Here is a 24,982-nt window from a genome sequence, read left to right as displayed (position 1 = left end):
AAAAATGCAACTTGAGACAGTGAGAGTGGTTAAAGTCAAAAAATAAATGCTCTTGGGAGAGTGCTCAATGAAAATGTTCACTAAACTTGCTTTAGTTTCTTCTTTAGCTATCAGTGCAAATGCAATGGCAATGCAATCAATGGATGATGCTGCGCTTAGTGCTGCTACAGGTCAAGATGGTATTAATATTGGTATCGCTCTAGGTTCAGGTGGTATTTCTATCGATAAATTATATTTACACGACAATGATGGTTTGGCTGATACGACAAATATCACTGGTGCTTCAGGTACTGCTGGTTCAATCGCAATTAGTGGTGTTACGGTAACTCAAAAAGATACAGGTAATCTTTTAGATTTAGTAATTGATACAAATGGTGCTTCAGGCTCAAACGGTGCTTTCTTAAACGTTGCAGCAACAGTAGGTGCGGTTGATGTACATGTAGGTTCAATTGGTGTAGGTACTTCTGGTACGTTAAATACGACTACTGCTGTACGTGGTATTACTGAAACAGCTCCAACTGAAATTATTTCTGGCTTAGATTTATCTTTAGGCGCAATTTCAGCTAATGTTCAGTTAGGTTCGACACCACAAGGTGCAATGATCAAAGTAAATTCAAGTTTGCAAGGTGGCTTAACACTATCTAACTTTGGTATTAATGATGCTGCTGGTAAGGGTAAAATTGTCCTAGACAAAGTAATGGTTCGTGGTGCGGGTAATACAACTGGTGACTTGGAGGTAAATGCGAACATTTCTGTTGTTCCTACAGGTTTACGTATCCAAAATAACAGTACACAAGGTATGAACGTTTATGCACAGGGCGTACACCTAGGTGCAGCGGGTAATGCTTCAATTGGTGACTTAGAAATCCAAGGTTTAAATGTAGGAACTTCTACAATTACTATTTCTGGTCACTAATTTAAAGGCTGATAAAAAGCGCGTTTATACGCGCTTTTTTATTTATCTTAATAAAACTAATATCTACGCTTTTCTGTTTAAATAATATTAGCTTATATAATAAGAAAGATTATAAAACATTTGAAATGAGAATTAATTATCAGTTTATAAATGTAAAACTATGCATTCATCAAAAAGATTAAAAAAAAGCTGTTTTTTACAAAAAAAAAAGGTATCTTCAACACACAGGGATGTAGAGCTATTGCTCTAAGAATAAAATGAATAAGGCCGGTAGGCCACCATTTAGACCAAGTGCTTATGTTAGAGATAGTTTTAGGCTCAGCATTGATGTATTACTTTGCGACAGAAGCCTTCGAAATAGAAAAAAAGCCGCCGGGAACTGTTTATTATACAGAGACTGCCGATTCACGTAATTTATCATTTCATCGAAACCATATTGAACCAGTTACCATAAAACCAGCTGTCGAAGACCAATTTCGTGGCATTGTCCGACAAGCCTACGATTATAGTTGTGGATCTGCTGCACTTACGACTTTATTAAACGGCTATGTTGGAACGAGCTTAACTGAACAGCAAACAATGAGTGGTTTGCTTCAGTATGGCGAATATCAACGTATTATTGAGCGTCGAAGTTTCTCATTACTTGATATGAAGCGCTTTGTCACAGCAATTGGTTTAGAAAGCGGTGGTTATCGAGGTGACTTTTCTGATTTAGTCAAACTGGGGCAGCCAGCAATTGTGCCTATTTCATATGCTGGTTTTAAACATTTTGTCGTATATAAAGCTTATAAAGATGGACGAGTATACGTAGCTGACCCTGCTTTAGGGAATATCAGTTTTGATGAGGGACGTTTTAAAGAAATTTGGGATAATAATACTTTATTTGTTATTTCTGTTCCTGAATCACAGCGTAAAGACTTATTGGCGTTAAAAGATGCAGATATGCGCCATGTGGAAGACGCAACGGTCAATAGATATGCTTTTGTTGATGTGCAATATCCGGCGTTTAATTATGATCGTTTAGCAAACAAAGCTTCAACTATGAGACGTGTCTTGGATAACGATAATCATTCTGCGACTTATGGACAGCCGATAGAAACCTATATGCGGCTTTATTACAAACGTAAATAGTCAAATTTAAAGTTAGTAAAATAAATAAATTGGGTAGGAAAAACATGAATAATCGATGGATAAATATGAGTGTGTTGGCTTTAAGTATGAGCGCCATTACAGGGACAATTTATGCCGAAGATCAGGTACAACAAACACAGGTAGAATTATCGAATCAGAGCACGGATGCAGGAGTCGAGGTAAATTCTCTAGCTGCTGAAGCAACAAATTCTTCTTCTGTTGGTACAGATGCGGGAACACAAGCTTCTGAAACACCTTCTACAGAGAATGTATCTGAAAATAATAGCGGGGCAAATCAAGCTGCTAACGCCCTACAGAAGAAAGAAGGTGATGCAACTCAAGAGACAAATTTACAAGAGGTATTTACTTCAAATGAACGTCAATACTCTTTGATTAAGAAGGGCGTAATTTCTTCTTATTATGATCTCGATTATACCTATTATCGCGATACTCGAATTGATTTGGCTTTAGCAGATAATTCATCTCAGCTTAATCGTTTACGTGTTGAAGAAGATGCAAACCATACATTAACGAATAGTTTTACTTTTCAATATGGGGTATTGGATAACTTAACTTTATCCGCAACTCTTCCTTTTGTAGCAAAGTCTGAAATTATTCGAGATACAACAACTGCAGGATTGGGTGATATTTCACTTGGTGCGCGTTGGGAACCATTTCCTTTAAAACAAGGCCGTTTACCCTTGGTTCTTTTTGGTAGTGTCTCTACAAAAACAGGGGATAGCCCTTATGAGATTGGTTTAGATGAGCTATCAACGGGTAAAGGTTATTACTCGGTTGGTGTAGGGGCCAGTACCCGTAAATATATTGATCCAGTCGTTCTCTTCGCTTCTGCCTCTGCCAATTATGGTTTTAAGGAGTCTGGTTTAAATCAGGTACGTGGTAATAATCGTACTTTAGAATCTTTTGATCCAGGAATTAGTGGTGGTTTCTCATTTGGCTTTGCTTACTCATTTAACTATGACGTGTCTTTAACCATGTCATATCAGCAGAGCTTTAATATGGATGCTGAATTCCAGTTTGAAAATGGAGAAAGCTATAAATCACCTGATCAAAGTAGTGCAATGTTATCTTTCGCATTGGGTGTTCGTGTTTCGCCTGAAACGATCGTTAACGGTACGGTTGGTATTGGTTTAACTGAAGATGCACCAGATATTTCACTTGGTCTGTCATTCCCGTTAGATATTTTAGGTTTTAATAAAAAACAAAAATAAGGAGATATGCAGGTGAAATATCCTAAATTATGTCCTTTAACGGCGGCAATTGTTATCTCCGGTTTTTCTAGCTTTGCCAATGCTCAATTAGGACAAAACTTAGCTGTTGATATTCGCTCACTATCGATGGGGAATGCTGTAACTGCAGACCCCCCTGGTATTAGTGCAGTTCATTTTAACCCTGCAGCTTTAGCAAAAATTGATGGCCTGCAAACAGATGTGCAGGGGATCCTTGCTAACTTTGATATTCAGCGTGAGTTTTCAGCTCCACCTGGTTATAACATCTTTGGTTATTCAGATGACCCTCTCGTTTGTAATGATGGTCCTGAGGTTTCAGCTAATATTTGTACAGATTTTAAAGGGACAGTACATGGTGATGTGGAGTACGCGAGCCTGTATGTACCTATTCTTAAAAAAATGGTAGATCTCGGAGCTGGTTATCCACTAGTTGCTCCTACCGCAGGAATTGCCTATAAACCACCTGGTTCAAAAATTACCTACGCGACCGCCATGTATGCACCATTAGTCGCAGGTTTTGGGGCAGAGAATGGTAATCCAGGTAACTACATGGGCCAACAAGTTGCAGTTGAGCGGATCACCTATTTATCCCCATCTTTCGGTTATCAGGTAAATGATCATTTATCGATTGGTGCTTCCGTAGGGATGTCCTATAACGCAATCGCACTGAAAACTGATTTACGTTTTCCGAATGAGATGATTGGTGTATTGCGTATGGTTGATGAAGTTGTGTGTGCTCCCTTTAAAAATAATAGTGACATGATTACTGATTTACTATTATTTGGTATGTGTAATGCCCAAGAAGGTATGAATCCATTTAATAAAATGGGGGCATTACAAGTTTCATTAGAACAATCATTAAGTCCAAGCTATAACTTAGGCTTACTTTGGGAACCAACAGACGATTTTGGTTTTGGTATGGTATATCAAAGTGCTGCCAAAATGCGTTTAAAAGGAAAATATCTGATTGATAATGCGAAGGCTCCCCAAGAACTTATAAAAGGCCTTAACTCATCTGCTACGGGGCAAATTTTAGCTGCTATTCTTGGTCTACCTGGTTATGTCCCTGATATAGAATCAGGTTTGGTTGCAATGGATCTTGAATATCCAGCACATTTCCAAGCAGGTATTAAATATAAAATATTACCAGATTTACAAGTTAACTTTGATGTAGGATGGACTGATTATTCTGCATGGAATAAATTTAAATTTGAGTTTGACCGCCAAATCACCTTATTAAAAGTAGCTAAACTTTTATCTAATGACGTTACTGATAACTCATTAGCATTACCATTGAAATTCACTTCGCCGTGGAGCTGGGGAATTGGCCTTGAATATTCAGCAACTGATCGTTTGAAATTAAGGGCTGGTTATGAGCCGCGTGCCAGTTCAATACCTAATGATAAACGCAATACTATGGTTCCGATCAATAATGCGCAATTATTTGGTCTCGGGTTAGGGTATCGTTTTGATGCTGATACAGATCTGGATCTTTCAGTAGGTTTCCTTCGTAGCCGTGACAATATTCCAGCTTGTACAAGTACATTATCGAATAAGTGTGGTGTCGATAATATTTTATTAAACCCTTATTCTGGCTTAGATGTAAAAACGAATACCAAAATTACAGTACTTGGTTTGAGCTATAGAACGAAATGGTAAGACTATATAAATGGATGTTTAGCCCTAAATTTGCTATCACAACTTTATGCGTTGCGATAGCAAGTATTTCTGTATCTTATGCAGACGGTTTTTATACAATTATTGGGCCAGATGGGCGGCCTATGATTGTACCGAGTAAAAGAATTGATCAAAAAAAACAACCTATCCCTAAAATAGAGGAAAGAAAACCACAAACTCAGCAGAATCAACCAATAGTAGATTCTGTACAAAAAGCATCTAAAGAAAAAGAGCAAATTAAAAATTTATCGAAAAAACTGGAACAACATGTCCAAGAAAAATTAAATACTGCACCGACTGCACCGACTGCACCGACTGCACCGACTGCACCGACTGCACCGACTGCACCGACTGCACCGACTGCACCGACTGCACCGACTGCACCGACTGCACCGACTGCACCTAAGCATTCCTTAACTCATATTAAGCCTAATCAGGGAGAAATTAAGGAACACACGAATGTTGCTAAAGCACTAAAGAGCCAAAGTAGTCCTTCTAGAATAATGAGTGAAGAAGTAAAGAAAGTTGATAGCTCTTATTTATCTATGCCAACTACCACACAGGCTGGCGCAAATTCGGATTCTTCAAAAGATAAATCTAAATTTACGAATATTGATGGCGTAGAGTATGTAAATAATGAATATCTTGAGGATCAAGAATTTAATCTGGAAGGTAAGAAACGCTTTTATATTATGCCGAATGGTTTAGGACGAACGGAGTCTATTGAACGTCAGAAGGGTGTGAGTAAATCTACGTTAGAACAACTCTTTCATAAACAATCTCAAGATGATCGTGCAGCAATTATTTTAGCACCAACTTATATCCGGCTATCTCAAAAAGAATTAGAAACGACTTTTGAGCAAGATAAGTGTTTTGTGCAAGGCTACAAAAAGTCAATTAAAGTTCTTGGATCAAAAAAAGAAGTGAATTTATGGCCACGGAAGCCATTAAAAGAAAAGTTTGAATACGAGTTGGTGAAACTAGATCCCTCTGTACAACATTTACAGCTTATGTCATTTGCAGCGAGTAGTTCAACACCTCTCTATTATTGGCCTTTGGTTATATTCTTAGATGAAAAGGGATGTATCTTAGAGGGAGCAAGTGGTTTTAAGAGCAAATCTTATCCCTCAACCATACTACAACATGCATCGATTCAAGGTACTTTAAAAGTCCCGGCTCATGCACGTTATATAATGTTAACTCCATTATCTTCTTCTATAGATGTAGCAGAACATGAGTTATCAAATCAGGGACAGATTCAAATTTCGGTATTACGTTAAAAATAAGTAGGGTATCTAATGAATAAAAAATTATTATGGCCTTTTGCCTTAACTACGTTAGCAATAATGCTGAATGGTTGTGGTGGTGGTAGCTCAACTATTAATGAAGATCATACAAATGGGTCTGGAAGCTCAAATGCGAATGGAAGTTGCGCTGTCTCAAGTAATGATTGTTTACAGTTTTCACTCGATTATCCGATTGCTGGTCTTAATTTTACCTGTAGTAGTGCTACAAATCAGAGTTTCGTTACTAAAGCTTCAGGAAATAGTGTTGTTGGCACATGTAAACTGGGCGATACAGCCAACTTCTTTTTACAAGGTACTCAGACTAAAACAAAAATTGATCTGGGCTCTATCAATTTAGATAATATTTCAAAAATTAAGGTCGTTGTCCCACCACGTTTAAAAGTTATGGATATGGCTACTGCTTTAACTGGAGTAGCACCAGCTTCATTAAGTCAAGATGATCCAACCATTCGTGTAGCAATGGCTTTAATTAAGCTTTTCCAAAGTATAGGTTTAGAACGTGGTGATAATGTAATTGGAGATATACAGCCTACCCAATTTACAGAAGATAAAAAAAATACATTAAATGTTGTACTTCAAAATATTACTACTACTGAATGGAAAAGTGGTGCATATATTAATATTTTGAAACCTTGGTTAGATGTGAGCCAAATTAATGATAATGAAGCTTTTGCTTTACTAACTCAGTTGGCTCATTTAAGTTTAGTGGGCTTGTATCAATCTGATTACTTGACGTTAGCTCAACCTAATTTAATTTCTGAAAATTTTTATGGTTGTAATTTAGCTAATTTAGCGGATTGTCCGAAGAATACAGCTAATACCCAACATGTGATAGGTAATTTGTTCTTACTCTCAGATCGTCAAGGTTATACATTTGGTTATGGCTTACAATGGAAAGGTACAAGTACTACTACAAGTAATTCAACAGTTACAGCAGTAATGGAGGTATTAACTAAAGCTAAGCCAGCTCAACTTACTGCAAATGCTCAGACTACATGGCTTGATCCCTTACAAGCTGAGATTAAACCAACACAACCATTCCATTTAAAAGCCTCAGCTAATAGCAATGAAGATTTACTGATTTATCAAGGTAAATTATTAAATGACTCATTTATTGCTGGTCGTGAAAGTTTGTATTTAGGCGCAATAAATAGTAAAACACCAAATCCTCAACATTATGCATTATGGCGTCAAAGTATAAGTAATCAAAATTATAATGGTTCGATGGATATCTATAAGATAACTCCAGCAAGTTATCTTTCAAAGGATATCTTTAGAACCTCAAAAAATGTAAGCGTGGGCCAAACTTATATTTTCCCGTTATACGCCACTTTAAATATTAAATTTGATACAGCTGGAATTTCCCCAATCGATCTGGGTATTGTGATTGATGAAAATGGAGATATTCGAACTGATATTAAACCTAATGCAACACCAACAGATATGTCTGGCCATTGTGGCATTGTTTCAGATAATACTCTGGTTGATAATAATGGTGTTCAACAGTATCGCATAGGAACAACGGGTGGCACTGAATCTGCTTCAAATGATAAATCAATTACAGTAAAAATGATTTTTGCTGAACCTAAACTCGGTAATCTAAATGGTATTATGGCTGGGTTAAACTCGAATGTTGTTCAAGCTACTACCGAGACAGGCGGTCAAACATTAATTGTAAGTGGAGCAAAAATTAACGTTGCTAACTTGTTACAAGGGCAAGTAAATGGAATTAATCTTACGACCTATGATAACAAAACAGTCTCATGGTTAAATCCATATGCCTTTTATCAACGAGTATATAATAATATTAAGGATGTAAGTCCAGCTCCTACAGAAGATGATAAAGCTTTAGCTGAGCGAATGAGTGGGACTGTAACGATTAGAACCGCTGATTGTTATCAAATTAAGACAAAATAAGAGTTTAAAAAAGACCGCAAAAGCGGTCTTTTTTATTATCTAGCTCATTAGCCTGTATGGTCTAAACGAGTTCCTAACGTCTCTAGATGTGTTGGAAAAACTTGTTGTTTACGGTCTTCGAAATAATGTCTTAATGTGTGTTCAACACTAGGAAAGGCAAGTTCACCCCATGGGATTTCATGTTCTTCAAACAGTCGACATTCGATACTTTCTTCGCCAGCACCGAAAAGGCCATCTTTAAGCTGTGCTTTGAACAACACATAAATTTGCCCAATACGGGGAATATTATACATGCAATAAAGTTGTTCTATTTCAATCTCGGCTTCTGCCTCTTCACGAGTTTCACGCGCCGCACCTTGTTCCATCGTCTCGAATAATTCCATATAACCCGCAGGCAAAGTCCATAAGCCATAACGAGGTTCAATCGCGCGACGACAAAGTAGTACTTTGTCTTCCCATAACGCTAAGGCACCGCAGATTACTTTGGGGTTTTCATAGTGAATATTTCCACAATGAGTACAAACACGGCGTACTTTATGATCACCTAAAGGAATTTTTTGTTCGGTTTTATGCCCACACGCTACACAGAAACTCATAATTATCATCGAGTATAGAGATGCCTCAGCATAACTGAATTTTTAGACTTACGCATCAACTCTATTCCCTAAGTTTGATTTTCAGATATGATGCAAAGAGAGACAGAATAATAGGTGAATGGTATGGAAGAGCACTTGCTAACACAAAAGTTACAGCAAAGATTGCGCTTTTCCACCCGCATACAAGAAGCACAAGCTGCGGTACTTATTGCGATTACGAATGAAAATAATCCTAAGGTACTGCTTACACGCCGTTCAATACATATGAACAACCATGCGGGGGAAGTTTCTTTTCCTGGTGGCAAGCGTGACCCTAGTGATACTAGTAATATTGTTGTAGCGCTAAGAGAAGCTCAAGAAGAGACGGCTTTAAATCCGTTTGATGTGCAGTTGCTAGGCGATTTGCCGATGCAACGTGCAAGAAGTGGCTTGTCTGTAAAACCGATTGTTGGGCTTATTCCTCCTGAGATAACTTTAATTCCTCAGCCCACCGAAATTGATCGAATTTTCTTTGTGCCTTTACAGCAACTTATAGAGACGCGTCCGACGCCATATGAAGTGCGATATGCTCATCAATCTTTATACTTCCCAAGCTTGCAGATTGATAATGAAATTATTTGGGGTCTCACAGCGCGAATGTTAATTGCCTTATTTAAATATGGTTTAGGCTACCAAAAAGAATGGCCATTTCTACTGAATGCACCAACGTTTGGAATGCCAAAATTTTCTCATAAAAAATAAAGATCAGGACTGATAAATTATGATGTATAGCTATCAAGGACAGCATCCAAAAGCCTTACATGAGCCATGGGATGGCTGGGTTGCTCCAACTGCAACGCTTATTGGACAAGTAGAACTAGGCCGTCAGGTCAGTATTTGGTTTGGTGCTGTAGTGCGTGCCGATAATTGTGTCGTTCGGATTGGTAATTTTTCTAATATTCAAGAAAATTCGGTATTACATACTGATGCGGGCCTTGAGCTAAATATTGGCGAATATGTCACCGTTGGACATAAAGTCATGTTGCATGGTTGTACAATTGGCGATAACAGTTTGATTGGTATGAACGCCGTCATTTTAAATCGAGCTGTGATTGGTAAGAACTGTATTATTGGTGCTAATGCTTTAATACCAGAAGGTAAAGTGATTCCAGATAACTCGGTGGTAATGGGCTCACCTGGCAAAATTGTAAAAACTTTAGATGAAGAAGGCGTAGCAAAAATACGCTTGAGCGCACTACATTATGCTGAACACTTTAAAAGCTATGCCGATTTGAAAGAATTCCACTTTTAAAATTTTAGCGAGATATTTTCTATGCCAAGCACCAGCTTGGCATTTTTATTTAGATAGGAACAACTCGCCTATCAGAGCCGAGTGGGGTATCATAACTTCCGTTTTTAATCTGATTGAATACTAAGGTTGTGCATGAAACTGCTGGCGTTGGAAACTGCAAACGAGCAATGTTCCATTTCATTAATCGATGAAACCCAAGAACTCTTTTTCCAACTCGATACGCGAGCGAAAGCACAAACCCAGACCATTTTGCCAATGATTGAGCAAGGGTTACAACAAACTGGACTTGACGTAGCTGGTTTAGACGCAATTGCCTTTAGTCGAGGGCCCGGTTCTTTTAGTGGTGTTCGAATTAATGCTGCTGTTGCTCAGGCTTTAGCTTGGTCACAAGATTTACCAGTAATTCCAGTTTCTACCTTACAGGCTTTAGCACAAGCGGCTTACCGACTTGAAGGTTTAGAGCAGGTGGCTGCGGTACTCGATGCACGTATGAATGAAGTTTACATTGCAAGTTTTGTTCTAGATGAGCAAGGCATCATGCAGTGTATAGATGAAGAAAAATTAATGAACTACGAGCAAGCGGCTGCTTATGCAAAGCATTGCTTAATCGGTTCGGGTGCTAAGCTCCTTCAAACTGATGCAGAACATCAATCAATCACTGCCACTGCACAAGACATTGCTTCGATTGCACGTGTGTATGCAGCGCAAAAGCAGTGGGTTGATGCTGAACATGCTTTACCAGTTTACTTACGTGATGATGCATGGAAAAAAATTGCGGATCAGGGTAAAGCAAATTAAAGGCACTGCGCATGCACATATATTTTGAAGTAGATTTTCAAGAACAAGCACAGCACTACCAAGCTATGCTTTATTCTAGAGGCGTGACTGTCGATTTACAGCCTATTGAAAACCTTAATGCCCGTTTCTTACGCTTAAACCCTGAACTGGCACTTTGTGTAGATGAAAATGGGCTTTGGTTGTCTGCAAATGGCATGAAAATGCAGCCTGACTGGAAAGCTGAAATTCCACGCTTAAAACGTGCAAGTCTTAAATCAGAAATGATTGCTCGTGCTTGTCAGTTAGGTGAAAAGCCAGTACTGGTCGATGCTACAGCGGGCTTAGGTCATGACAGCTTACTTATGGCTTATCTAGGAGCCCAAATCCAGCTTGTTGAGCGTCATCCGATTTTATTTACTTTACTTGAAGATTCAAAAGCTCAGGCACAGCATGATCCCTTTTTAAGCCAATTTATGGATCGTATCCAACTGATCTTCGCTGACTCTGCAAGCTATTTACAGCAATTAGATCAAGAAGAAAAAACAGTTGATGTGGTCTACCTTGACCCGATGTTCCCACAGCGCGATCAAAATCAACAAGCAATTAAAAAACAAGCCCAAGTCAAAAAGCAGATGCAGCTTTTGCATTTACTTTTACCCGAAGATGGAGAAATGGATTTGGGTGATCATTTGCTAGAGCTAGCCAAAAAAGTTGCAAAGCGAGTGATTGTAAAACGTCCACGACATGCTATTTTTTTAGCAAATCAAGAGCCAGCCCATCAGTGGCAGGGGGATGCTTGTCGTTTTGATGCTTACTTTCAGTAAGCTTATGTAAGGTTAAGTTTTATTGCTTGAATAATGCACAAATATATGTGATATAGTTCAAAAGCATGATTGCTAAAATTCTTAGCAGGCATACACTTATGGTGCCTGACAAAAACGAAATTTTTGAAACCTTTTTATGATTGATCTCAAACCTTCCATTAACTTTTGGCATGATTTTAAAAGTAACCAGCTTGCCGGAATGTGGTTATTTTTGGGGTCAAGACGTTCCTTACAGATCGTACATCCCTCTATTCTTCAGCTCATTGTTTGGGGAATATTAGGTGGGTGTACCAACTCACTTTATAGTTGGCTTGTTGCCGGTCAAATTGGCGACTTCAACTCACAAGGTCTAATTGGATACGCACTTTGGCCTTTTATTGCGCTTATTGTTGGTATTTTCTTATCACAGCGTATTAATCAGCCGCGTTTAATGTTGGTTCCAGCCTTATTGTGGTTGGTTTTAGATACCAATATTTTATTAATACAGTGTTTAATTCAATATTTGGGATCTAATGGTTATCTAAACTTTATTCCGGATGCTATTTATAACGGTATTTTACCTGGTTTGTTTGTAGCACTTTTTGTGTGGCAAAGTTTGGCGGTCATTTGGGTGTTCTCACGTGAGCTTAAGTGGCCTTGGTGGGAGCGGGCATTGGTTATGGTTGCGACCATTGCGACCATGGTGGTTTGGCAACTTTCAGTAAAAGATCAGCCTATTTGGAAAGTGGAAGATTCTCCACCTACTTTTGCCGAAGATGCTTTTTATGCACAAAGTAAATTACTTCATGATGCTTTAGAGCAAGTTCAATATGGTGAGCTAGCTAAAAGTCATTGGTATTTCTTGGGTGTTGCAGGCGATAGTTATCAAGACGTTTTTAAATCGGAAGTGGTTCGTATTAAAGAACAATTTGATACGCGTTTTGGTACAGTCGGGCGTTCAATGATGCTGGTCAATAATCCGGATACTCGAACCGAAATCCCGATTGCATCTAAAACCAGTATAGAGTTGGCCTTACGCCGTATGGGCCAGCAAATGAACCGTGATAGTGATGTGTTATTTTTATATATGACATCGCACGGTGAACAAAACCATTTTGAAATTGAAAATGCACCTCTAGATTTGGGGCAAGTCGATCCGAAATGGTTACGTGAAACGCTCGATAAAGCGGGGATACGTTGGCGTGTGATTGTCATTTCTGCTTGTTACTCAGGAAGTTTTATTCCGGCGTTACAGTCACCTGATACTTTAATTATTACGGCATCTGCTGCGGATAAAACTTCGTTCGGTTGTAATAACGAAGCTGACTATACTTATTTTGGACGAGCTTTCTTTGATTTGGCGATGCGAGAGCAGTCTTCTATGAAAGATTCGTTTAATGCCGCTAAGCAAACCGTAACCAAATGGGAAGTAGCTCAAGGTGTAGAACCTTCAGAGCCACAATGGATGATTGGTAAGAATATGGAACTTATGCTACCTCAGTTGGAAAAATATCTTTTTCCTCAACCAAATACTGGTAGCGTAAATATTGCTCAGACACAAACAGAGGCTAAAAACGATGCAACTCCTGCAAAAAAACCGCTGCTTTGAAGGTGAGCAGCGCATTTATCAGTTTGATTCTCAATTATTAAAAGGCTCTACTAAGTTTGGGGTGTATTTGCCACCTGCTGCTTTAGAAGGTAAACCTTGCTCAACTTTGTTTTACTTAGCGGGTTTAACATGTACTGAAGAAACTTTTGCCATTAAGGCACATGCACAGCATATGGCAGCCCAGCTTAGTCTTATACTGATTACACCTGATACTTCACCTCGTGGTGAACAAGTTGCAGTAGGTGACCATTGGGATTTAGGTCAAGGCGCGGGTTTTTATATTAATGCGACGCAAGCGCCTTGGTCTGAGCATTATCAGATGGAAAGCTATTTAATCGATGAGTTATATCCACTTATTTTAAAAAGTTTTCCAGTCAATGCTCAACAGGTCGGTATCTTTGGGCATTCGATGGGAGGACATGGTGCCTTAACTTTAGCTTTTAAATATCCTGAGAAGTTTAAGTCAGTGTCTGCATTTGCACCGATTTGCGCGCCAACCGAATGTGCATGGGGTGAAAAAGCATTTAGCCATTATTTAGGTACAGACCGCGATAGCTGGTTGGCTCATGATGCCACGGCTTTAGTCTCAAAAAATGGTGCGGTATTTAATGAAATTTTGGTGGATCAGGGGTTAGATGACCAATTTTATGAACAACTTCACCCTGAAAAATTTAAACAAGCATGTTTAAAGGCAGGACAGCCTTTAACTTTAAGACAACATGCTGGCTATGATCATGGCTATTATTTTATCCAGACCTTTATGGATGAGCATTTGCAGTTCCATGCAATCCAGTTGGAAAAGGTCGCTGGCGAATAATTAGTGTTGCCATTTCACCTGAAATTCTTGTTGAGCCATACGGTTTAGATGATCAAGGACAACTTTTTCCAAGTGGTTATGGTCATCTAACTGGCTATCAATAGCAACATTTAACTGCTCTGTTTCTGGCGCAAGCGTAATAGTTGCTGTAGGCATTAAGATTTTAAAATCTTGTTCAGTTTCTTGTACTTCAAATTTATGTTTCCAATGATTAACTAGACGTTTTGCAATGCGTTTTCCATCATTTGTTAATAGATGAGTTGTGCTTTTCATTATCAATCCTCACATTGGTTTAATGTACCTTAACAAATTCGTTTGGCACTTGGCATTCTATAGTAGCAACGTTACGTTGCAAGTTTTAAATGTTGTCATTTAAGCAAGGAAGAGCGGGCCAAGTAGGTTCTTTTTTGTTATAATTTTTAGCCTCTCCTTAAATTTTTAGCCAGGTCATCCACCTATGTCCAAGCCTTATTTGATTGCTCCTTCTATCTTATCTGCCGATTTTGCTCGTTTAGGCGAAGATGTAGACAAAGTGTTAGCTGCAGGTGCCGATGTAGTGCATTTTGATGTGATGGATAATCACTATGTTCCAAATTTAACTTTTGGTGCAGGTGTGTGTAAGGCTTTAAAAAATTATGGAATTACTGCTCCTGTTGATGTGCATTTAATGGTATCTCCAGTTGACCGTATTATTGGTGATTTCCTAGAAGCAGGCGCAGATATCATTACGTTTCACCCAGAAGCTTCTCATCATATTGACCGTTCATTACAGCTTATTAAGTCTGGTGGTGCTAAAGCAGGATTAGTTTTTAACCCAGCAACACCATTGCATTATCTAGACTATGTTCTTGATAAAGTTGACCAAATTTTATTAATGAGTGTAAACCCAGGTTTTGGTGGCCAAAAGTTCATTCCAATGACTTTAGAAAAATTACGTGAAGCGCGTAAAATTATTGATGCAAGTGGCCGTGATATCCGTTTAGAAGTAGACGGTGGTGTTGGTCCTGCAAATATCCGTGAAATTGCAGAAGCTGGTGCAGATATGTTCGTTGCTGGTTCGGCAATTTTTGGTCAACCAGATTATAAAGTTGTGATTGATCAAATGCGTGCAGAGCTTGCAAAAGTCGGTAGTGTAGACGCTTAAAAAAAGAATATTAAGCTGAGAGTAAACTTGTGGATAACTTTGTTTATAACTGTATGGATAACTATGTTGATAACCATATGGATAAGATGTTGGTAAAATAAACAAAATGAGATCAACCGTTTATTCTCTAAGCAAAATGTATGAAAAAAGAACGCCTTGGCGTTCTTTTTCTATTCTATCGGGATATTTTTGGATCTGTTTTTTTATTAAGCTTTGCTAAAAAATAACCTGTGCAAAAAAAGAGAAGGCTTGTGTAAAACTTTTTAAAATATATTGAATAGAAAACTGTAAAAGTGTCATGAAAAATAAAGCTAAATTTGATTTAATAAGATTTTAGTAAGAGACCTAGATCATTAATGACAGTAAAAATTTTAGCGGTAGATATGGATGGGACTTTTCTTAATTCTAAGAAGCAGTACAACAAAGCACGTTTTTTAAAACAGTATGAACAACTAAAACAAAATAATATCCGTTTTGTAGTCGCTAGTGGTAACCAGCTTGCAAAGCTTGTTACGTATTTTCCAGAAATTAATCATGAGATTGCTTTTATTGCCGAAAATGGTGCTCATGTTGTAGATGCGGGGCAAGAGTTAGCTTTTGCTCATTTAAGCAAAGAGCAATTCATTGAGATTTTAAATGCGATTGACCCAGTGTATACCTCTAAAATGGTGATCTGCGGAAAACAGAGTGCTTATGTGCATAGCAGTATGAACGCGGAAGATTATGCTAAAGTCGCTCGCTATTTTGAAAAGCTGACGGTTATAGATGACTTTTATGCACTAGATGACTTGGTGTGTAAAATTACTTTTACTGCGCAGGAAAATGAAAGTTTTACAATTTTTGAGCATTTTCAGAAGCAAAGCTTTGTAAAAGATAAGGTTCTAGTACCAGTTTCAAGTGGCTTTAATTTTATCGATTTGATTCTTCCGGACCAGCACAAAGCACATGGTTTGAAGCTATTATTGCAAAAATGGCAGGTTCAACCCGATCAAGTCGTTGCGATTGGTGATAACAATAATGATATCCAGATGATTAAAGCAGTAGGTTATGGGTTTGCAGTCGAAAATGCAGTTGAAGCCTTAAAAGCCGTTGCTCCTTACACAACTGCAAATAATGAGCAAGAAGGTGCTTTACAGGTGATTGACTTGGTTCTTCAGCATCAACCTCCATTTGCTTAATGATCTCAATAACAATCATCTAAGATGGAAAATTGTATCTAATTTAAAACTTGGTTATGCTAAACAACTAAGATAAGTAGATTGCTCAAGGCAATAAATGATGACACTGCAACACATACGCAAGTATGCTTGGTTTGTGTTCCTGATGACTTTAGTTATTGGGTGGAGTGGTGTGTCTATTGCTCAGACACCTATGCAGCATGATCTTCATACTATGCCGTGTCATAGTGAGCAAATGAAACATCACTCTATGCATATTCAAGCTGATGAGCAGACAACGTGTCATCAATCTATGGCTCAGGTTTCTCACCAACATGGTGAACACTGCCAAGACTGTAACCCGGTCCATTGTCAGATGGTAAATCTGGCTTTACAGCAAGCTGTACCAGATATTGAATCATCATTTATTCCTATTCCATCTCAATTTAGTAGTATTTATCAGGCACAGCATTTAGCCGGATACTGGCAAGAAATCTTACGTCCACCAAAAGCTTAATCCTTTCTTACTTATTTTTTTAGTTAAAAGGATTAAAGCAATGTCTCATAAAACGATTAGCAGCCTCGTCGCTGTATTTGGTCTATTGGTTTCACCATGGACTCTCGCGGCAATTAAGGAATATCACCTTAATATTAATGAACAACAGGTCAATGTTACGGGCAAACCCCTTAAACGAATTACCGTAAATGGAAAATTTACAGCACCACTCCTTGAGTTTGAAGAGGGGGATGAGGCTGTTATTCACGTCCATAACCAATTAAAGAATCAAGATACCTCTTTACACTGGCATGGGTTGTTACTGCCAGGGTTAATGGATGGTGTGCCGGGTTTTAATAATTTTAAAGGGATTGCTCCAAATGGAGATTTTGTTTACCGCTTTAAGGTGAAACAAAATGGCACATATTGGTATCACGCCCATAGTAAAGGCCAAGAGCAAGACGGTTTATATGGGCCGCTTGTGATTTACCCAAAAGGCAAAATACCAGTTGCGGCGCATGAAAAAACTGATCGTGATTATGTAGTGATGCTTTCAGATTTCCATGATTCTTCTAGCGATAGCATTATGAAGAATTTGAAGAAATCTGCTGAGTATTATCAAAACCGCCGTGAAACCGTATCTGATGTTTTGAAGCAAGTTAAAACACAAGGCTTAAAAGCAACTTGGCAAGATCGTTCGATGTGGAATCAGATGCGGATGTTAAAAACCGATATGTCTGATGTGACGGGTTATACCTTCTTAGTTAACGGCAAGACTCCTCAGCAAAACTGGACAGCTAATTTTAAAGCTGGCGATAAGGTTCGATTACGATTTATTAATGCATCAGCAATGTCATTTTTTGATGTCAGAATTCCAAATTTAAAAATGACTGTCGTAAGTGCAGATGGGCAGCCAGTTAAACCTGTAGCAATTGATGAGTTTCGTATTGGTACAGCTGAAACCTACGATGTCATTGTGGAACCTAAACAGCCAAATTATCAGATTGAAGCAGAGTCTATTGACCGTAGTGGTTTTGCTATCGGTACTTTGCACAATGAAAATACGCAGGCTGTGGGGCCAGTCCAAATGCCAACACCACGTCCACGTGCTTTATTGACCATGGATGATATGGGCATGAGTCATGGTGGTGGAAGTAATGAACATGCTGGCCATCAAATGAACATGCAACATGACATGTCGGCCATGCCTGAAATGAAAAAAGAGACGAGTCAGGCTAATCATGATCACACAATGATGAAAATGGATCATGACATGAAAAATATATCATCTGGCGAACATGATCATTCCATGATGCACATGAAGCATGATATGTCAGCGATGTCTGAAATGAAGCATGATATGCAGGGAATGTCATCTAGCGAGCATGACCACGCTATGATGAATATGAATCATGAGATGCCTGCTCAATCTGAGAACAAGCCTAAAAAGGATGAACCAGTTTATGGCTGGGCAAATGCTTCAACGCCAGCGGGTATGAAAGCACTGCAATATAGCGATTTGCAATCTTTAACACCTCAGCCAGATACCCGTGTACCAGAACGTGAGTTAGTCATTCGTTTAGGCGGCAACATGGAGCGTTATATCTGGACCATTAATGGTAAGAAATTTAGTGATACCACACCACTACAAGTTAAATATGGTGAACGCATACGCTTGAAGTTTGTGAATGACAGTATGATGGCTCATCCAATGCATTTACATGGGATGTTTATGCAATTGGAAAATGGCCAACAAGCTGAAAACTTACCAAATAAACATACTCTTATTGTTCCACCAGGAAAAACCGTTACTGCGTTATTGACAGCCGATGCATTAGGCGAATGGGCGATTCATTGCCATCTGCTTTATCACATGAGTGCTGGAATGATGAATAAGTTGATTGTGGCTCAAGTGAATGATGGACAACAACCTGCTCAAGCTCAATCACCTGTTCAATCTGAAAATGAGAAAGGAGCTAGTCATGCGCATCACTAAGTTATTTTCTCAAATGATATATTGCGGTGCTTTCTCGAGCATATCAGTATTTACTTTTGCTCAAGAGCCTTTAACTCATGATCATTTACGTGAACATGGCGGACAGATCTATCAAGCAACAAAAATTGATACTGGCTGGACTCAAAATGAAGAAGGAGAAGGTAGTTTTTCTTCTGAATTAGAAACTTGGGTGGGAACGGATGAAAATAAATTGTTCATTAAAGCCCATGTTGAAAATGCCGAGTCGGAAGATGCCAATTATGGCGGTTCAGTACTTTATAGTCGAAATGTAGCTGACTATTGGGATGTACAGGCTGGGGTAAACTACGAGCGTTTGCAACGAGAAGATGAAAAGCAAGATCGCTGGGCTGGTGTTGTGGGTTTACATGGCATGGCACCTTACTTTTTTGAAACCGATGCATATCTTTATGCAGGTGAAGACCAGCTATGGAAGTTAAGTTTAGAAACAGAAAGGGACTTACTCTTTACCCAAAAGTTAATTGGTAAACCTTATTTAAAAGCAGATGTCGTTTTGCAAGATGAATCTCGCTATGCAAGTAAAACAGGTTTATCAAGTTTACAAGCTGGTTTTCAAACCCGTTATGAAATCAACAAAAAGGTCATGCCATTTGTTGATGTTGGTTACGGCTATGAAAAAGGTTTAAAACAAACTGCTTGGCAAACTGGAACCGACTCCGAACATGGTTGGTATTATGGAGCTGGGTTAACACTAAAATTCTAATTGCCGAACAAAAAGTAAGCTTAATGACATGCCATTGGTTTATACTGATGGCATTGTTTTTTGTGTCAGTTATGGTGCAAAGATGGCTTTAGAAAAACAAGAGAATCAAATAAATGTAAATAAAAGCTGTTCTAGCTGTGGGTGCTCAAATGTAGCAGCTCAGGACTTTTCTGTGGCAAGTGAACCTAGGGTAAATAAAGCCCAATGGGTGAGTTATTATCATATTCCCCGTATGGATTGTGCAGCCGAAGAACAAATGGTACGAATGGCTTTAGCTTCTTATGCTGAACATATTCAAGAACTTCATTTTGATTTGCCCGCCCGCCACTTAGCGGTGTATCACAGTACTCAAGACGAAAAGATTACTCAGTGCCTGCAACGTCTAGGTTTAGGAGCCGAGTTACAACAAACACAGCCACATTATGAACCTGTTGAAAAACCTAAAAAGGTTCGAGCTAGTTCTTCAACCAATGCAACACAAAAACAAGTTTTACAATGGTTGTTACTCATTAATGGGGTCATGTTTGTCATTGAGTTGATGGCAGGCATTATTGCTTCATCGACAGGGTTAATCGCTGATTCGCTCGATATGTTTGCCGATGCTGCAATTTATGGTATTGCATTATTTGTGGTAGGTAAAAACCTCGACGCTCAATTAAAGGCTGCACATCTTTCCGGATGGTTTCAGTTTGGTTTAGCCATAATCGTTTTAATTGATGTGCTGCGCCGTTTTATATATGGCAGTGAACCAGTTTCAATTTTAATGATTTTAATTGGGGGATTAGCGCTTGCGGCCAACATTAGTTGTCTTTACTTAATGAGTGACCATAAGGAAAGTGGGGCACATATGAAGGCCAGTTATATATTTTCTGCAAATGATGTCATCGTAAACTTAGGTGTCATTATTGCGGGAATACTGGTTGCAATCACAGGTTCGCGTTATCCTGATTTAATTATTGGATTGATTATTGTTTTGTTCGTTTTAAATGGTGCACGAAAAATTTTACAGTTAAAAAATGAATAATATTTTCTGATAGAGGCAAGTTTGAGTTCGGGTTTGCCTTCATTTTTTATTTTAAAGTAAACTGAGTCTTCACATAAAGGAGGAACGACCTCCCCCATAATGGGTAATCATGTCGGGACGACCTGACACTATAAAAATTAGTGAATGTTATGGCTTGGGCTATTTTAATTTTAGCAGGTGTATTTGAAGTGATTTGGGCATATTCTATGAAAATGTCTGAAGGTTTTACACGCTTAACACCTAGTATTATTACCGTAGTTTTTATGATTTTGAGTGTAGTTCTGCTTTCAATTTCAATGAAAACTTTACCCCTTGGTACTGCTTATACGGTTTGGACAGGCATTGGTGCAATTGGATCATTTTTAGTTGGTATTTTCTTTCTTCATGAGCCTATTGGTGCGATGAGAATGATTGCCGCTGTACTGATTGTATCTGGACTGGTTCTAATGAAAATTTCATCTCCATCCTAAGAGGATTAAGTATGTTGCTGTCTTATAAGTATATCAATTCGCCTGTTGGGCAATTAAAGCTGGTTGCGAATGAAAATGCTTTGGTGGCAGTACTTTGGGACAATGAAAATCCAAAACGTGTTCGATTGGCTGAGCTGGTCGAACAACTTGAGCATCCAGTTTTATTAAAGACCGAACAACAATTACAAGAATATTTTGAAGGCAAACGCCGTGAGTTTACATTACCACTAGATTTTGAAGGGACTGCATTTCAAAAGCAGGTCTGGGCGGCATTACTGACGATTCCGTATGGTGAAACAAGAAGTTATAAAGATATTGCCGTTCAGATCGGAAATGAAAAAGCAGTGCGAGCAGTGGGTGCTGCAAATGGCAAAAATCCGATTTCAATTATTGCACCTTGTCACCGAGTAATTGGTGCGGGCGGAGCTTTGGTTGGTTTTGCCGGTGGTCTTGATAAGAAAGATATTTTATTAAGATTAGAGCAAAAATAAGCTATTTTTAGCGCTCGATTTTTTTAGGCTTTTCTAATAAGCTGTCAATTCTGATATTTCATATAAAGCGTGTTTTATAACCTCGCTATTTTCTGAAATATTAATCTTTTCATAACAAACTCTGGATGTTCTAAAAATGGCTGTCGGTGACGTAACAATGCCACAAATGCATGTGGTAAAAGGTGTAAAAATTGGCTCAACAGAAGCATATGTACGTTACCCAAACCGACGAGATCTAGTCATTTTTGAATTTGCAGAAGGTTCAAATGTTGCAGGTGTATTTACGCAAAATGCATTCTGTGCGGCACCTGTTCATGTATCTAAAGCTCATCTTGCCGAAGGCAATCCGCGCTATTTAGTGATTAATACAGGTAATGCCAATGCTGGTACTGGTCCTACAGGTTTGAAAAATGCTCAGGATACTTGTGCAAAGTTAGCGGAGCTTGCTGGCGTTAACAGTTTCGAAGTACTTCCATTTTCAACAGGCGTGATTGGTGAGCAGCTTCCGATGGAACGTTTACTCGCTGGCTTACAACCTGCATTAAATAGCGTACAAGACGCTGCATGGAGTGATGCGGCATCTGGCATTATGACAACAGACACAGTGCCAAAAGGCGCATCTGAACAATTTGAGCTTGATGGTATGACTTATACCATGACCGGTATTAGTAAAGGCGCTGGGATGATCCGTCCAAACATGGCAACTATGCTGAGCTTTGTAGCAACAGATGCGCCTATTCGCCGTGATTTAGTACAAAAGCTATTAAAGACTACAGTTGAGCATTCATTTAACCGTATTACCATTGATGGTGATACCTCAACAAATGACTCTTGTATTTTTGTGGCAACTGGTCAGGCTGGTGGTGCTGAAATTACATCGGAAAGCGATGTACGCTACGCTAAAGTGTTAGAAGTACTTGCTCGTGTAATGAACCGTTTAGCACAGTTAATTGTCCGTGATGGAGAAGGTGCAACCAAGTTTATTACTGTTGCTGTTGAAGGTGGTGCAAATACTCAAGAATGTTGTGACATTGCTTATAGTATTGCGCATTCACCACTTGTTAAAACTGCACTTTTTGCATCTGATCCGAACTGGGGACGTATTTTAGCTGCAATCGGCTATGCTGGAGTGAAAGACTTAGATGTGTCTAAAATTCAGGTATGGTTAGACGACGTGCAAATCTGTAAAGATGGTGGCGCAGCCGAGGACTATACCGAAGAAGCAGGTGCTCGTGTAATGGCACAAACCGAAATTACCATTCGTGTTGACTTAGGCCGCGGACAAGCCAAAGACACGGTATATACGTGTGACTTATCTTACGACTATGTCAAGATTAATGCAGATTACCGTTCGTAAATATTCAGTTATAATCAAGCCTCGACAAAGAGGCTTTTTTATTAGCCCCATCTTTTGATATTAAATGATTGAATTTAGTAAATCGTTTAAGCAGTAACGTTATATGCGAGCAGGTATGCCAGCATGAAGGATAGAGAAGACGTTTTATGAGTGATGCGACTTTAATTGCCAACGATGCAAAAAACATTGTACAAGCGCATTTAGACCGTTTAGGTGAACCAAAAGACAACCGCCTAAGTGAAGAAGCAAAACAACAAAAGTTTGCACAGATCGAAGCAGAGCTCAAAAAACGTGATGCTGTCCTTGTTGCTCACTACTATTGCGATCCAGATGTACAAGAACTTGCCGAAAAAACAGGTGGATGCGTTTCTGACTCTTTAGAAATGGCCCGTTTTGGACGAGATCATGCAGCCTCTACACTGGTTGTGGCTGGCGTTAAGTTTATGGGTGAAACAGCAAAAATTCTGTCTCCTGAAAAAACAATTCTTATGCCGACACTTGAGGCAACCTGTTCACTTGACTTAGGTTGTCCAGTCGATGAGTTCACGGCATTTTGTGATCAGCACCCTGACCACACTGTAGTAGTTTATGCCAATACATCGGCTGCTGTTAAAGCTCGTGCGGATTGGGTGGTGACTTCAAGTTGTGCAGTTGAAATTGTTGAGCATCTAGACAGCTTGGGTGAAAAAATTATTTGGGCACCAGATCAGCACTTAGGCCGTTATATTCAAAAGAAAACTGGCGCTGATATGTTGCTTTGGGATGGCGCATGTATTGTGCATGAAGAATTCCGTGCACGTGGCATTGCTAACATGAAGGCACTGTACCCAGATGCGGCTGTATTGGTCCATCCTGAGTCACCAGAGTCGGTGGTAGAAATTGCAGATGCAGTAGGTAGTACATCTCAATTGATTAAAGCTGCACAAACTTTGCCACACCAACGTTTAATCGTGGCAACGGACCGTGGCATTTTCTACAAAATGCAGCAAGCAGTACCAGATAAGATTCTGGTTGAAGCCCCAACAGCGGGTGAGGGCGCAACTTGTCGTTCATGTGCACACTGTCCGTGGATGGCCATGAATGAACTTGATGGAATTTTAGAAGTTTTACAAAAAGGTGATCAAGAAATACACGTTGACCCAGCACTTGCTGAACGTGCCAAAATGCCTTTAGATCGAATGTTAGCCTTTAGTGCATCATTAAAACGTTAAAAAGCCTCAAAATGCTTGTTAAATATACATTTGATAAGGATTTTTAACTTTTTTTGACAATAGGTGTTGACGTCTGAGGGCGTCGCGCCTAGAATGCACACCGTACCGCACGATGTGCGATACAGCAAAAGCTGAGATAGATCGGAGCATAGCACAGCCTGGTAGTGCACCTGGTTTGGGACCAGGGGGTCGTAGGTTCGAATCCTACTGCTCCGACCACTTAAAAGAATATTTTAAGATCGGCGAAGTATCGCATGATAAGCATCATCGGTTAAGCGCCTGTAGCTCAGTTGGATAGAGCATCCGCCTTCTAAGCGGATGGTCACAGGTTCGAATCCTGTCAGGCGCGCCATTTGGTAGCTTGGTACGTAGAACTTATTTGATGGTGGATGTAGCTCAGTTGGTAGAGCCCTGGATTGTGATTCCAGTTGTCGCGGGTTCGAATCCCGTCATTCACCCCAATTTCGGAGCATAGCACAGCCTGGTAGTGCACCTGGTTTGGGACCAGGGGGTCGTAGGTTCGAATCCTACTGCTCCGACCATATTTAAAAGCGTTTAAGCTTTCTAAAATATCCCATATATTAAAATCATTTCTTCTTATCTTATGGATAGAAGGAATTTTTTTGTTTTCTATAATAAAATTTTTATTCCAAATTGCTCCAATATCTGAACTTAATTATATAAGCTCTGTTCTCTGTTCTCTGTTCTCTGTTCTCTGTTCTCTGTTCTCTGTTCTCTGTTCTCTGTTCTCTGTTCTCTGTTCTCTGTTCTCTGTTCTCTGTTCTCTGTTCTCTGTTCTCTGT

24 protein-coding genes and 4 tRNA genes are annotated in these 24,982 nt (G+C 39.1%); 26 read left to right on the top strand and 2 right to left on the bottom strand.

The window, feature by feature from the left end; translation table 11 throughout:
* Nucleotides 1-67: 67 nt before the first annotated feature.
* From KNQ97_RS18555 to KNQ97_RS18530, 6 genes are all read left to right on the top strand, one after another.
* Entirely contained in the window at nucleotides 68-916 is an 849-nt protein-coding gene (locus KNQ97_RS18555; protein ID WP_031966833.1) for a DUF6160 family protein, read from the top strand.
* Between the two features lie 297 nt (nucleotides 917-1,213).
* Nucleotides 1,214-2,047, top strand: coding sequence for a C39 family peptidase (locus tag KNQ97_RS18550; protein WP_002015438.1), 834 nt, complete (start codon nucleotides 1,214-1,216; stop codon nucleotides 2,045-2,047).
* 44 nt (nucleotides 2,048-2,091) lie between these two features.
* A complete protein-coding gene (locus KNQ97_RS18545) occupies nucleotides 2,092-3,279 on the top strand; it encodes a hypothetical protein (RefSeq protein WP_021511114.1) in 1,188 nt (395 codons plus the stop codon).
* A gap of 12 nt (nucleotides 3,280-3,291) precedes the next feature.
* Nucleotides 3,292-4,956, top strand: coding sequence for an OmpP1/FadL family transporter (locus KNQ97_RS18540; RefSeq protein ID WP_103236196.1), 1,665 nt, complete (start codon nucleotides 3,292-3,294; stop codon nucleotides 4,954-4,956).
* Entirely contained in the window at nucleotides 4,950-6,254 is a 1,305-nt protein-coding gene (gene filE, locus KNQ97_RS18535; protein ID WP_253612588.1) for a putative pilus assembly protein FilE, read from the top strand. The genes KNQ97_RS18540 and filE overlap by 7 nt, the downstream gene beginning before the upstream one ends.
* Before the next feature lie 18 nt (nucleotides 6,255-6,272).
* Nucleotides 6,273-8,198 carry a hypothetical protein gene (locus tag KNQ97_RS18530; protein ID WP_031966839.1) on the top strand — a complete coding sequence of 642 codons (1,926 nt, stop codon included), beginning with the start codon at nucleotides 6,273-6,275 and terminating at the stop codon, nucleotides 8,196-8,198.
* A gap of 47 nt (nucleotides 8,199-8,245) precedes the next feature.
* On the opposite strand, the gene KNQ97_RS18525 is transcribed toward KNQ97_RS18530, so the two are convergent.
* Nucleotides 8,246-8,794: an NUDIX hydrolase gene (locus KNQ97_RS18525; protein WP_000006665.1), complete on the bottom strand. Its 549-nt coding sequence runs from the start codon at nucleotides 8,792-8,794 to the stop codon at nucleotides 8,246-8,248.
* 114 nt (nucleotides 8,795-8,908) lie between these two features.
* On the opposite strand from KNQ97_RS18525, the gene KNQ97_RS18520 reads away from it, so the two are divergent.
* From KNQ97_RS18520 to fghA, 6 genes are all read left to right on the top strand, one after another.
* Nucleotides 8,909-9,535, top strand: coding sequence for a CoA pyrophosphatase (locus KNQ97_RS18520; protein WP_086372276.1), 627 nt, complete (start codon nucleotides 8,909-8,911; stop codon nucleotides 9,533-9,535).
* A 22-nt stretch (nucleotides 9,536-9,557) separates the two neighbouring features.
* A complete protein-coding gene (locus tag KNQ97_RS18515; protein ID WP_114226146.1) occupies nucleotides 9,558-10,085 on the top strand; it encodes a gamma carbonic anhydrase family protein in 528 nt (175 codons plus the stop codon).
* Nucleotides 10,086-10,217: 132 nt separating this feature from the next.
* Entirely contained in the window at nucleotides 10,218-10,883 is a 666-nt protein-coding gene (gene tsaB, locus KNQ97_RS18510; protein WP_253612587.1) for a tRNA (adenosine(37)-N6)-threonylcarbamoyltransferase complex dimerization subunit type 1 TsaB, read from the top strand.
* Between the two features lie 11 nt (nucleotides 10,884-10,894).
* Complete coding sequence (locus KNQ97_RS18505; RefSeq protein ID WP_253612586.1) at nucleotides 10,895-11,686, top strand: class I SAM-dependent methyltransferase; 792 nt, start codon at nucleotides 10,895-10,897, stop codon at nucleotides 11,684-11,686.
* A gap of 136 nt (nucleotides 11,687-11,822) precedes the next feature.
* The gene (locus KNQ97_RS18500) at nucleotides 11,823-13,274 is read left to right on the top strand and encodes a C13 family peptidase (RefSeq protein WP_000566251.1); all 1,452 of its coding nucleotides are present in this window, start codon (nucleotides 11,823-11,825) and stop codon (nucleotides 13,272-13,274) included.
* Entirely contained in the window at nucleotides 13,243-14,091 is an 849-nt protein-coding gene (gene fghA / locus KNQ97_RS18495; RefSeq protein WP_031988439.1) for an S-formylglutathione hydrolase, read from the top strand. Before KNQ97_RS18500 ends, fghA begins: the two co-directional genes overlap by 32 nt.
* On the opposite strand, the gene KNQ97_RS18490 is transcribed toward fghA, so the two are convergent.
* A complete protein-coding gene (locus tag KNQ97_RS18490; RefSeq protein WP_000843457.1) occupies nucleotides 14,092-14,364 on the bottom strand; it encodes a DUF2218 domain-containing protein in 273 nt (90 codons plus the stop codon).
* A 184-nt stretch (nucleotides 14,365-14,548) separates the two neighbouring features.
* On the opposite strand from KNQ97_RS18490, the gene rpe reads away from it, so the two are divergent.
* From rpe to KNQ97_RS18420, 14 genes are all read left to right on the top strand, one after another.
* On the top strand, nucleotides 14,549-15,235 hold the full coding sequence (gene rpe, locus KNQ97_RS18485) for a ribulose-phosphate 3-epimerase (protein ID WP_000043044.1): 687 nt from the start codon (nucleotides 14,549-14,551) through the stop codon (nucleotides 15,233-15,235).
* 356 nt (nucleotides 15,236-15,591) lie between these two features.
* Nucleotides 15,592-16,413 (top strand): Cof-type HAD-IIB family hydrolase, encoded by an 822-nt coding sequence (locus KNQ97_RS18480; RefSeq protein WP_000216417.1) that lies wholly within the window; start codon nucleotides 15,592-15,594, stop codon nucleotides 16,411-16,413.
* Nucleotides 16,414-16,513: 100 nt separating this feature from the next.
* Nucleotides 16,514-16,909 (top strand): hypothetical protein, encoded by a 396-nt coding sequence (locus KNQ97_RS18475; RefSeq protein ID WP_031988438.1) that lies wholly within the window; start codon nucleotides 16,514-16,516, stop codon nucleotides 16,907-16,909.
* 40 nt (nucleotides 16,910-16,949) lie between these two features.
* Nucleotides 16,950-18,884 carry a copper resistance system multicopper oxidase gene (locus KNQ97_RS18470; protein ID WP_253612585.1) on the top strand — a complete coding sequence of 645 codons (1,935 nt, stop codon included), beginning with the start codon at nucleotides 16,950-16,952 and terminating at the stop codon, nucleotides 18,882-18,884.
* The gene (locus KNQ97_RS18465) at nucleotides 18,871-19,626 is read left to right on the top strand and encodes a copper resistance protein B (protein WP_253612584.1); all 756 of its coding nucleotides are present in this window, start codon (nucleotides 18,871-18,873) and stop codon (nucleotides 19,624-19,626) included. The genes KNQ97_RS18470 and KNQ97_RS18465 overlap by 14 nt, the downstream gene beginning before the upstream one ends.
* 28 nt (nucleotides 19,627-19,654) lie before the next feature.
* Entirely contained in the window at nucleotides 19,655-20,650 is a 996-nt protein-coding gene (locus KNQ97_RS18460; RefSeq protein ID WP_253612583.1) for a cation transporter, read from the top strand.
* Between the two features lie 149 nt (nucleotides 20,651-20,799).
* Nucleotides 20,800-21,120: a multidrug efflux SMR transporter gene (locus tag KNQ97_RS18455; RefSeq protein WP_000312237.1), complete on the top strand. Its 321-nt coding sequence runs from the start codon at nucleotides 20,800-20,802 to the stop codon at nucleotides 21,118-21,120.
* 11 nt (nucleotides 21,121-21,131) lie between these two features.
* A complete protein-coding gene (locus tag KNQ97_RS18450) occupies nucleotides 21,132-21,611 on the top strand; it encodes a methylated-DNA--[protein]-cysteine S-methyltransferase (protein ID WP_000927479.1) in 480 nt (159 codons plus the stop codon).
* Between the two features lie 136 nt (nucleotides 21,612-21,747).
* The gene (gene argJ / locus KNQ97_RS18445; RefSeq protein ID WP_000268130.1) at nucleotides 21,748-22,968 is read left to right on the top strand and encodes a bifunctional glutamate N-acetyltransferase/amino-acid acetyltransferase ArgJ; all 1,221 of its coding nucleotides are present in this window, start codon (nucleotides 21,748-21,750) and stop codon (nucleotides 22,966-22,968) included.
* A gap of 146 nt (nucleotides 22,969-23,114) precedes the next feature.
* Nucleotides 23,115-24,179, top strand: a complete 1,065-nt coding sequence (nadA, locus tag KNQ97_RS18440) for a quinolinate synthase NadA (protein ID WP_001278262.1) — start codon at nucleotides 23,115-23,117, stop codon at nucleotides 24,177-24,179.
* Between the two features lie 142 nt (nucleotides 24,180-24,321).
* Nucleotides 24,322-24,398, top strand: a tRNA-Pro gene (locus tag KNQ97_RS18435).
* A gap of 56 nt (nucleotides 24,399-24,454) precedes the next feature.
* A tRNA-Arg gene (locus KNQ97_RS18430) sits at nucleotides 24,455-24,531 on the top strand.
* 33 nt (nucleotides 24,532-24,564) lie between these two features.
* A tRNA-His gene (locus KNQ97_RS18425) sits at nucleotides 24,565-24,640 on the top strand.
* 4 nt (nucleotides 24,641-24,644) lie between these two features.
* Nucleotides 24,645-24,721 (top strand) — tRNA-Pro (locus KNQ97_RS18420).
* Nucleotides 24,722-24,982: the final 261 nt, after the last annotated feature.

This window comes from Acinetobacter sp. UC24323 (assembly GCF_024151445.1).
Classification (GTDB): Bacteria; Pseudomonadota; Gammaproteobacteria; order Pseudomonadales; family Moraxellaceae; genus Acinetobacter; species Acinetobacter baumannii.
Note: the sequence above shows the minus strand (reverse complement) of the source record. Positions and strands in the feature narration are given on the sequence as shown.

Bases quoted from the DNA above. Each gene is read 5' to 3' on its own strand.
- nadA (WP_001278262.1), top strand. From the start codon at position 23,115: ATGAGTGATGCGACTTTAATTGCCAACGATGCAAAAAACATTGTACAA.
- tsaB (WP_253612587.1), top strand. From the start codon at position 10,218: ATGAAACTGCTGGCGTTGGAAACTGCAAACGAGCAATGTTCCATTTCA.
- rpe (WP_000043044.1), top strand. From the start codon at position 14,549: ATGTCCAAGCCTTATTTGATTGCTCCTTCTATCTTATCTGCCGATTTT.
- KNQ97_RS18455 (WP_000312237.1), top strand. From the start codon at position 20,800: ATGGCTTGGGCTATTTTAATTTTAGCAGGTGTATTTGAAGTGATTTGG.
- argJ (WP_000268130.1), top strand. From the start codon at position 21,748: ATGGCTGTCGGTGACGTAACAATGCCACAAATGCATGTGGTAAAAGGT.
- KNQ97_RS18515 (WP_114226146.1), top strand. From the start codon at position 9,558: ATGTATAGCTATCAAGGACAGCATCCAAAAGCCTTACATGAGCCATGG.
- KNQ97_RS18450 (WP_000927479.1), top strand. From the start codon at position 21,132: ATGTTGCTGTCTTATAAGTATATCAATTCGCCTGTTGGGCAATTAAAG.
- KNQ97_RS18525 (WP_000006665.1), bottom strand. From the start codon at position 8,794: ATGAGTTTCTGTGTAGCGTGTGGGCATAAAACCGAACAAAAAATTCCT.
- KNQ97_RS18545 (WP_021511114.1), top strand. From the start codon at position 2,092: ATGAATAATCGATGGATAAATATGAGTGTGTTGGCTTTAAGTATGAGC.
- KNQ97_RS18500 (WP_000566251.1), top strand. From the start codon at position 11,823: ATGATTGATCTCAAACCTTCCATTAACTTTTGGCATGATTTTAAAAGT.
- fghA (WP_031988439.1), top strand. From the start codon at position 13,243: ATGCAACTCCTGCAAAAAAACCGCTGCTTTGAAGGTGAGCAGCGCATT.
- KNQ97_RS18555 (WP_031966833.1), top strand. From the start codon at position 68: ATGAAAATGTTCACTAAACTTGCTTTAGTTTCTTCTTTAGCTATCAGT.
- KNQ97_RS18460 (WP_253612583.1), top strand. From the start codon at position 19,655: ATGCCATTGGTTTATACTGATGGCATTGTTTTTTGTGTCAGTTATGGT.
- KNQ97_RS18505 (WP_253612586.1), top strand. From the start codon at position 10,895: ATGCACATATATTTTGAAGTAGATTTTCAAGAACAAGCACAGCACTAC.
- filE (WP_253612588.1), top strand. From the start codon at position 4,950: ATGGTAAGACTATATAAATGGATGTTTAGCCCTAAATTTGCTATCACA.
- KNQ97_RS18530 (WP_031966839.1), top strand. From the start codon at position 6,273: ATGAATAAAAAATTATTATGGCCTTTTGCCTTAACTACGTTAGCAATA.
- KNQ97_RS18480 (WP_000216417.1), top strand. From the start codon at position 15,592: ATGACAGTAAAAATTTTAGCGGTAGATATGGATGGGACTTTTCTTAAT.
- KNQ97_RS18475 (WP_031988438.1), top strand. From the start codon at position 16,514: ATGACACTGCAACACATACGCAAGTATGCTTGGTTTGTGTTCCTGATG.
- KNQ97_RS18490 (WP_000843457.1), bottom strand. From the start codon at position 14,364: ATGAAAAGCACAACTCATCTATTAACAAATGATGGAAAACGCATTGCA.
- KNQ97_RS18550 (WP_002015438.1), top strand. From the start codon at position 1,214: ATGTTAGAGATAGTTTTAGGCTCAGCATTGATGTATTACTTTGCGACA.
- KNQ97_RS18465 (WP_253612584.1), top strand. From the start codon at position 18,871: ATGCGCATCACTAAGTTATTTTCTCAAATGATATATTGCGGTGCTTTC.
- KNQ97_RS18470 (WP_253612585.1), top strand. From the start codon at position 16,950: ATGTCTCATAAAACGATTAGCAGCCTCGTCGCTGTATTTGGTCTATTG.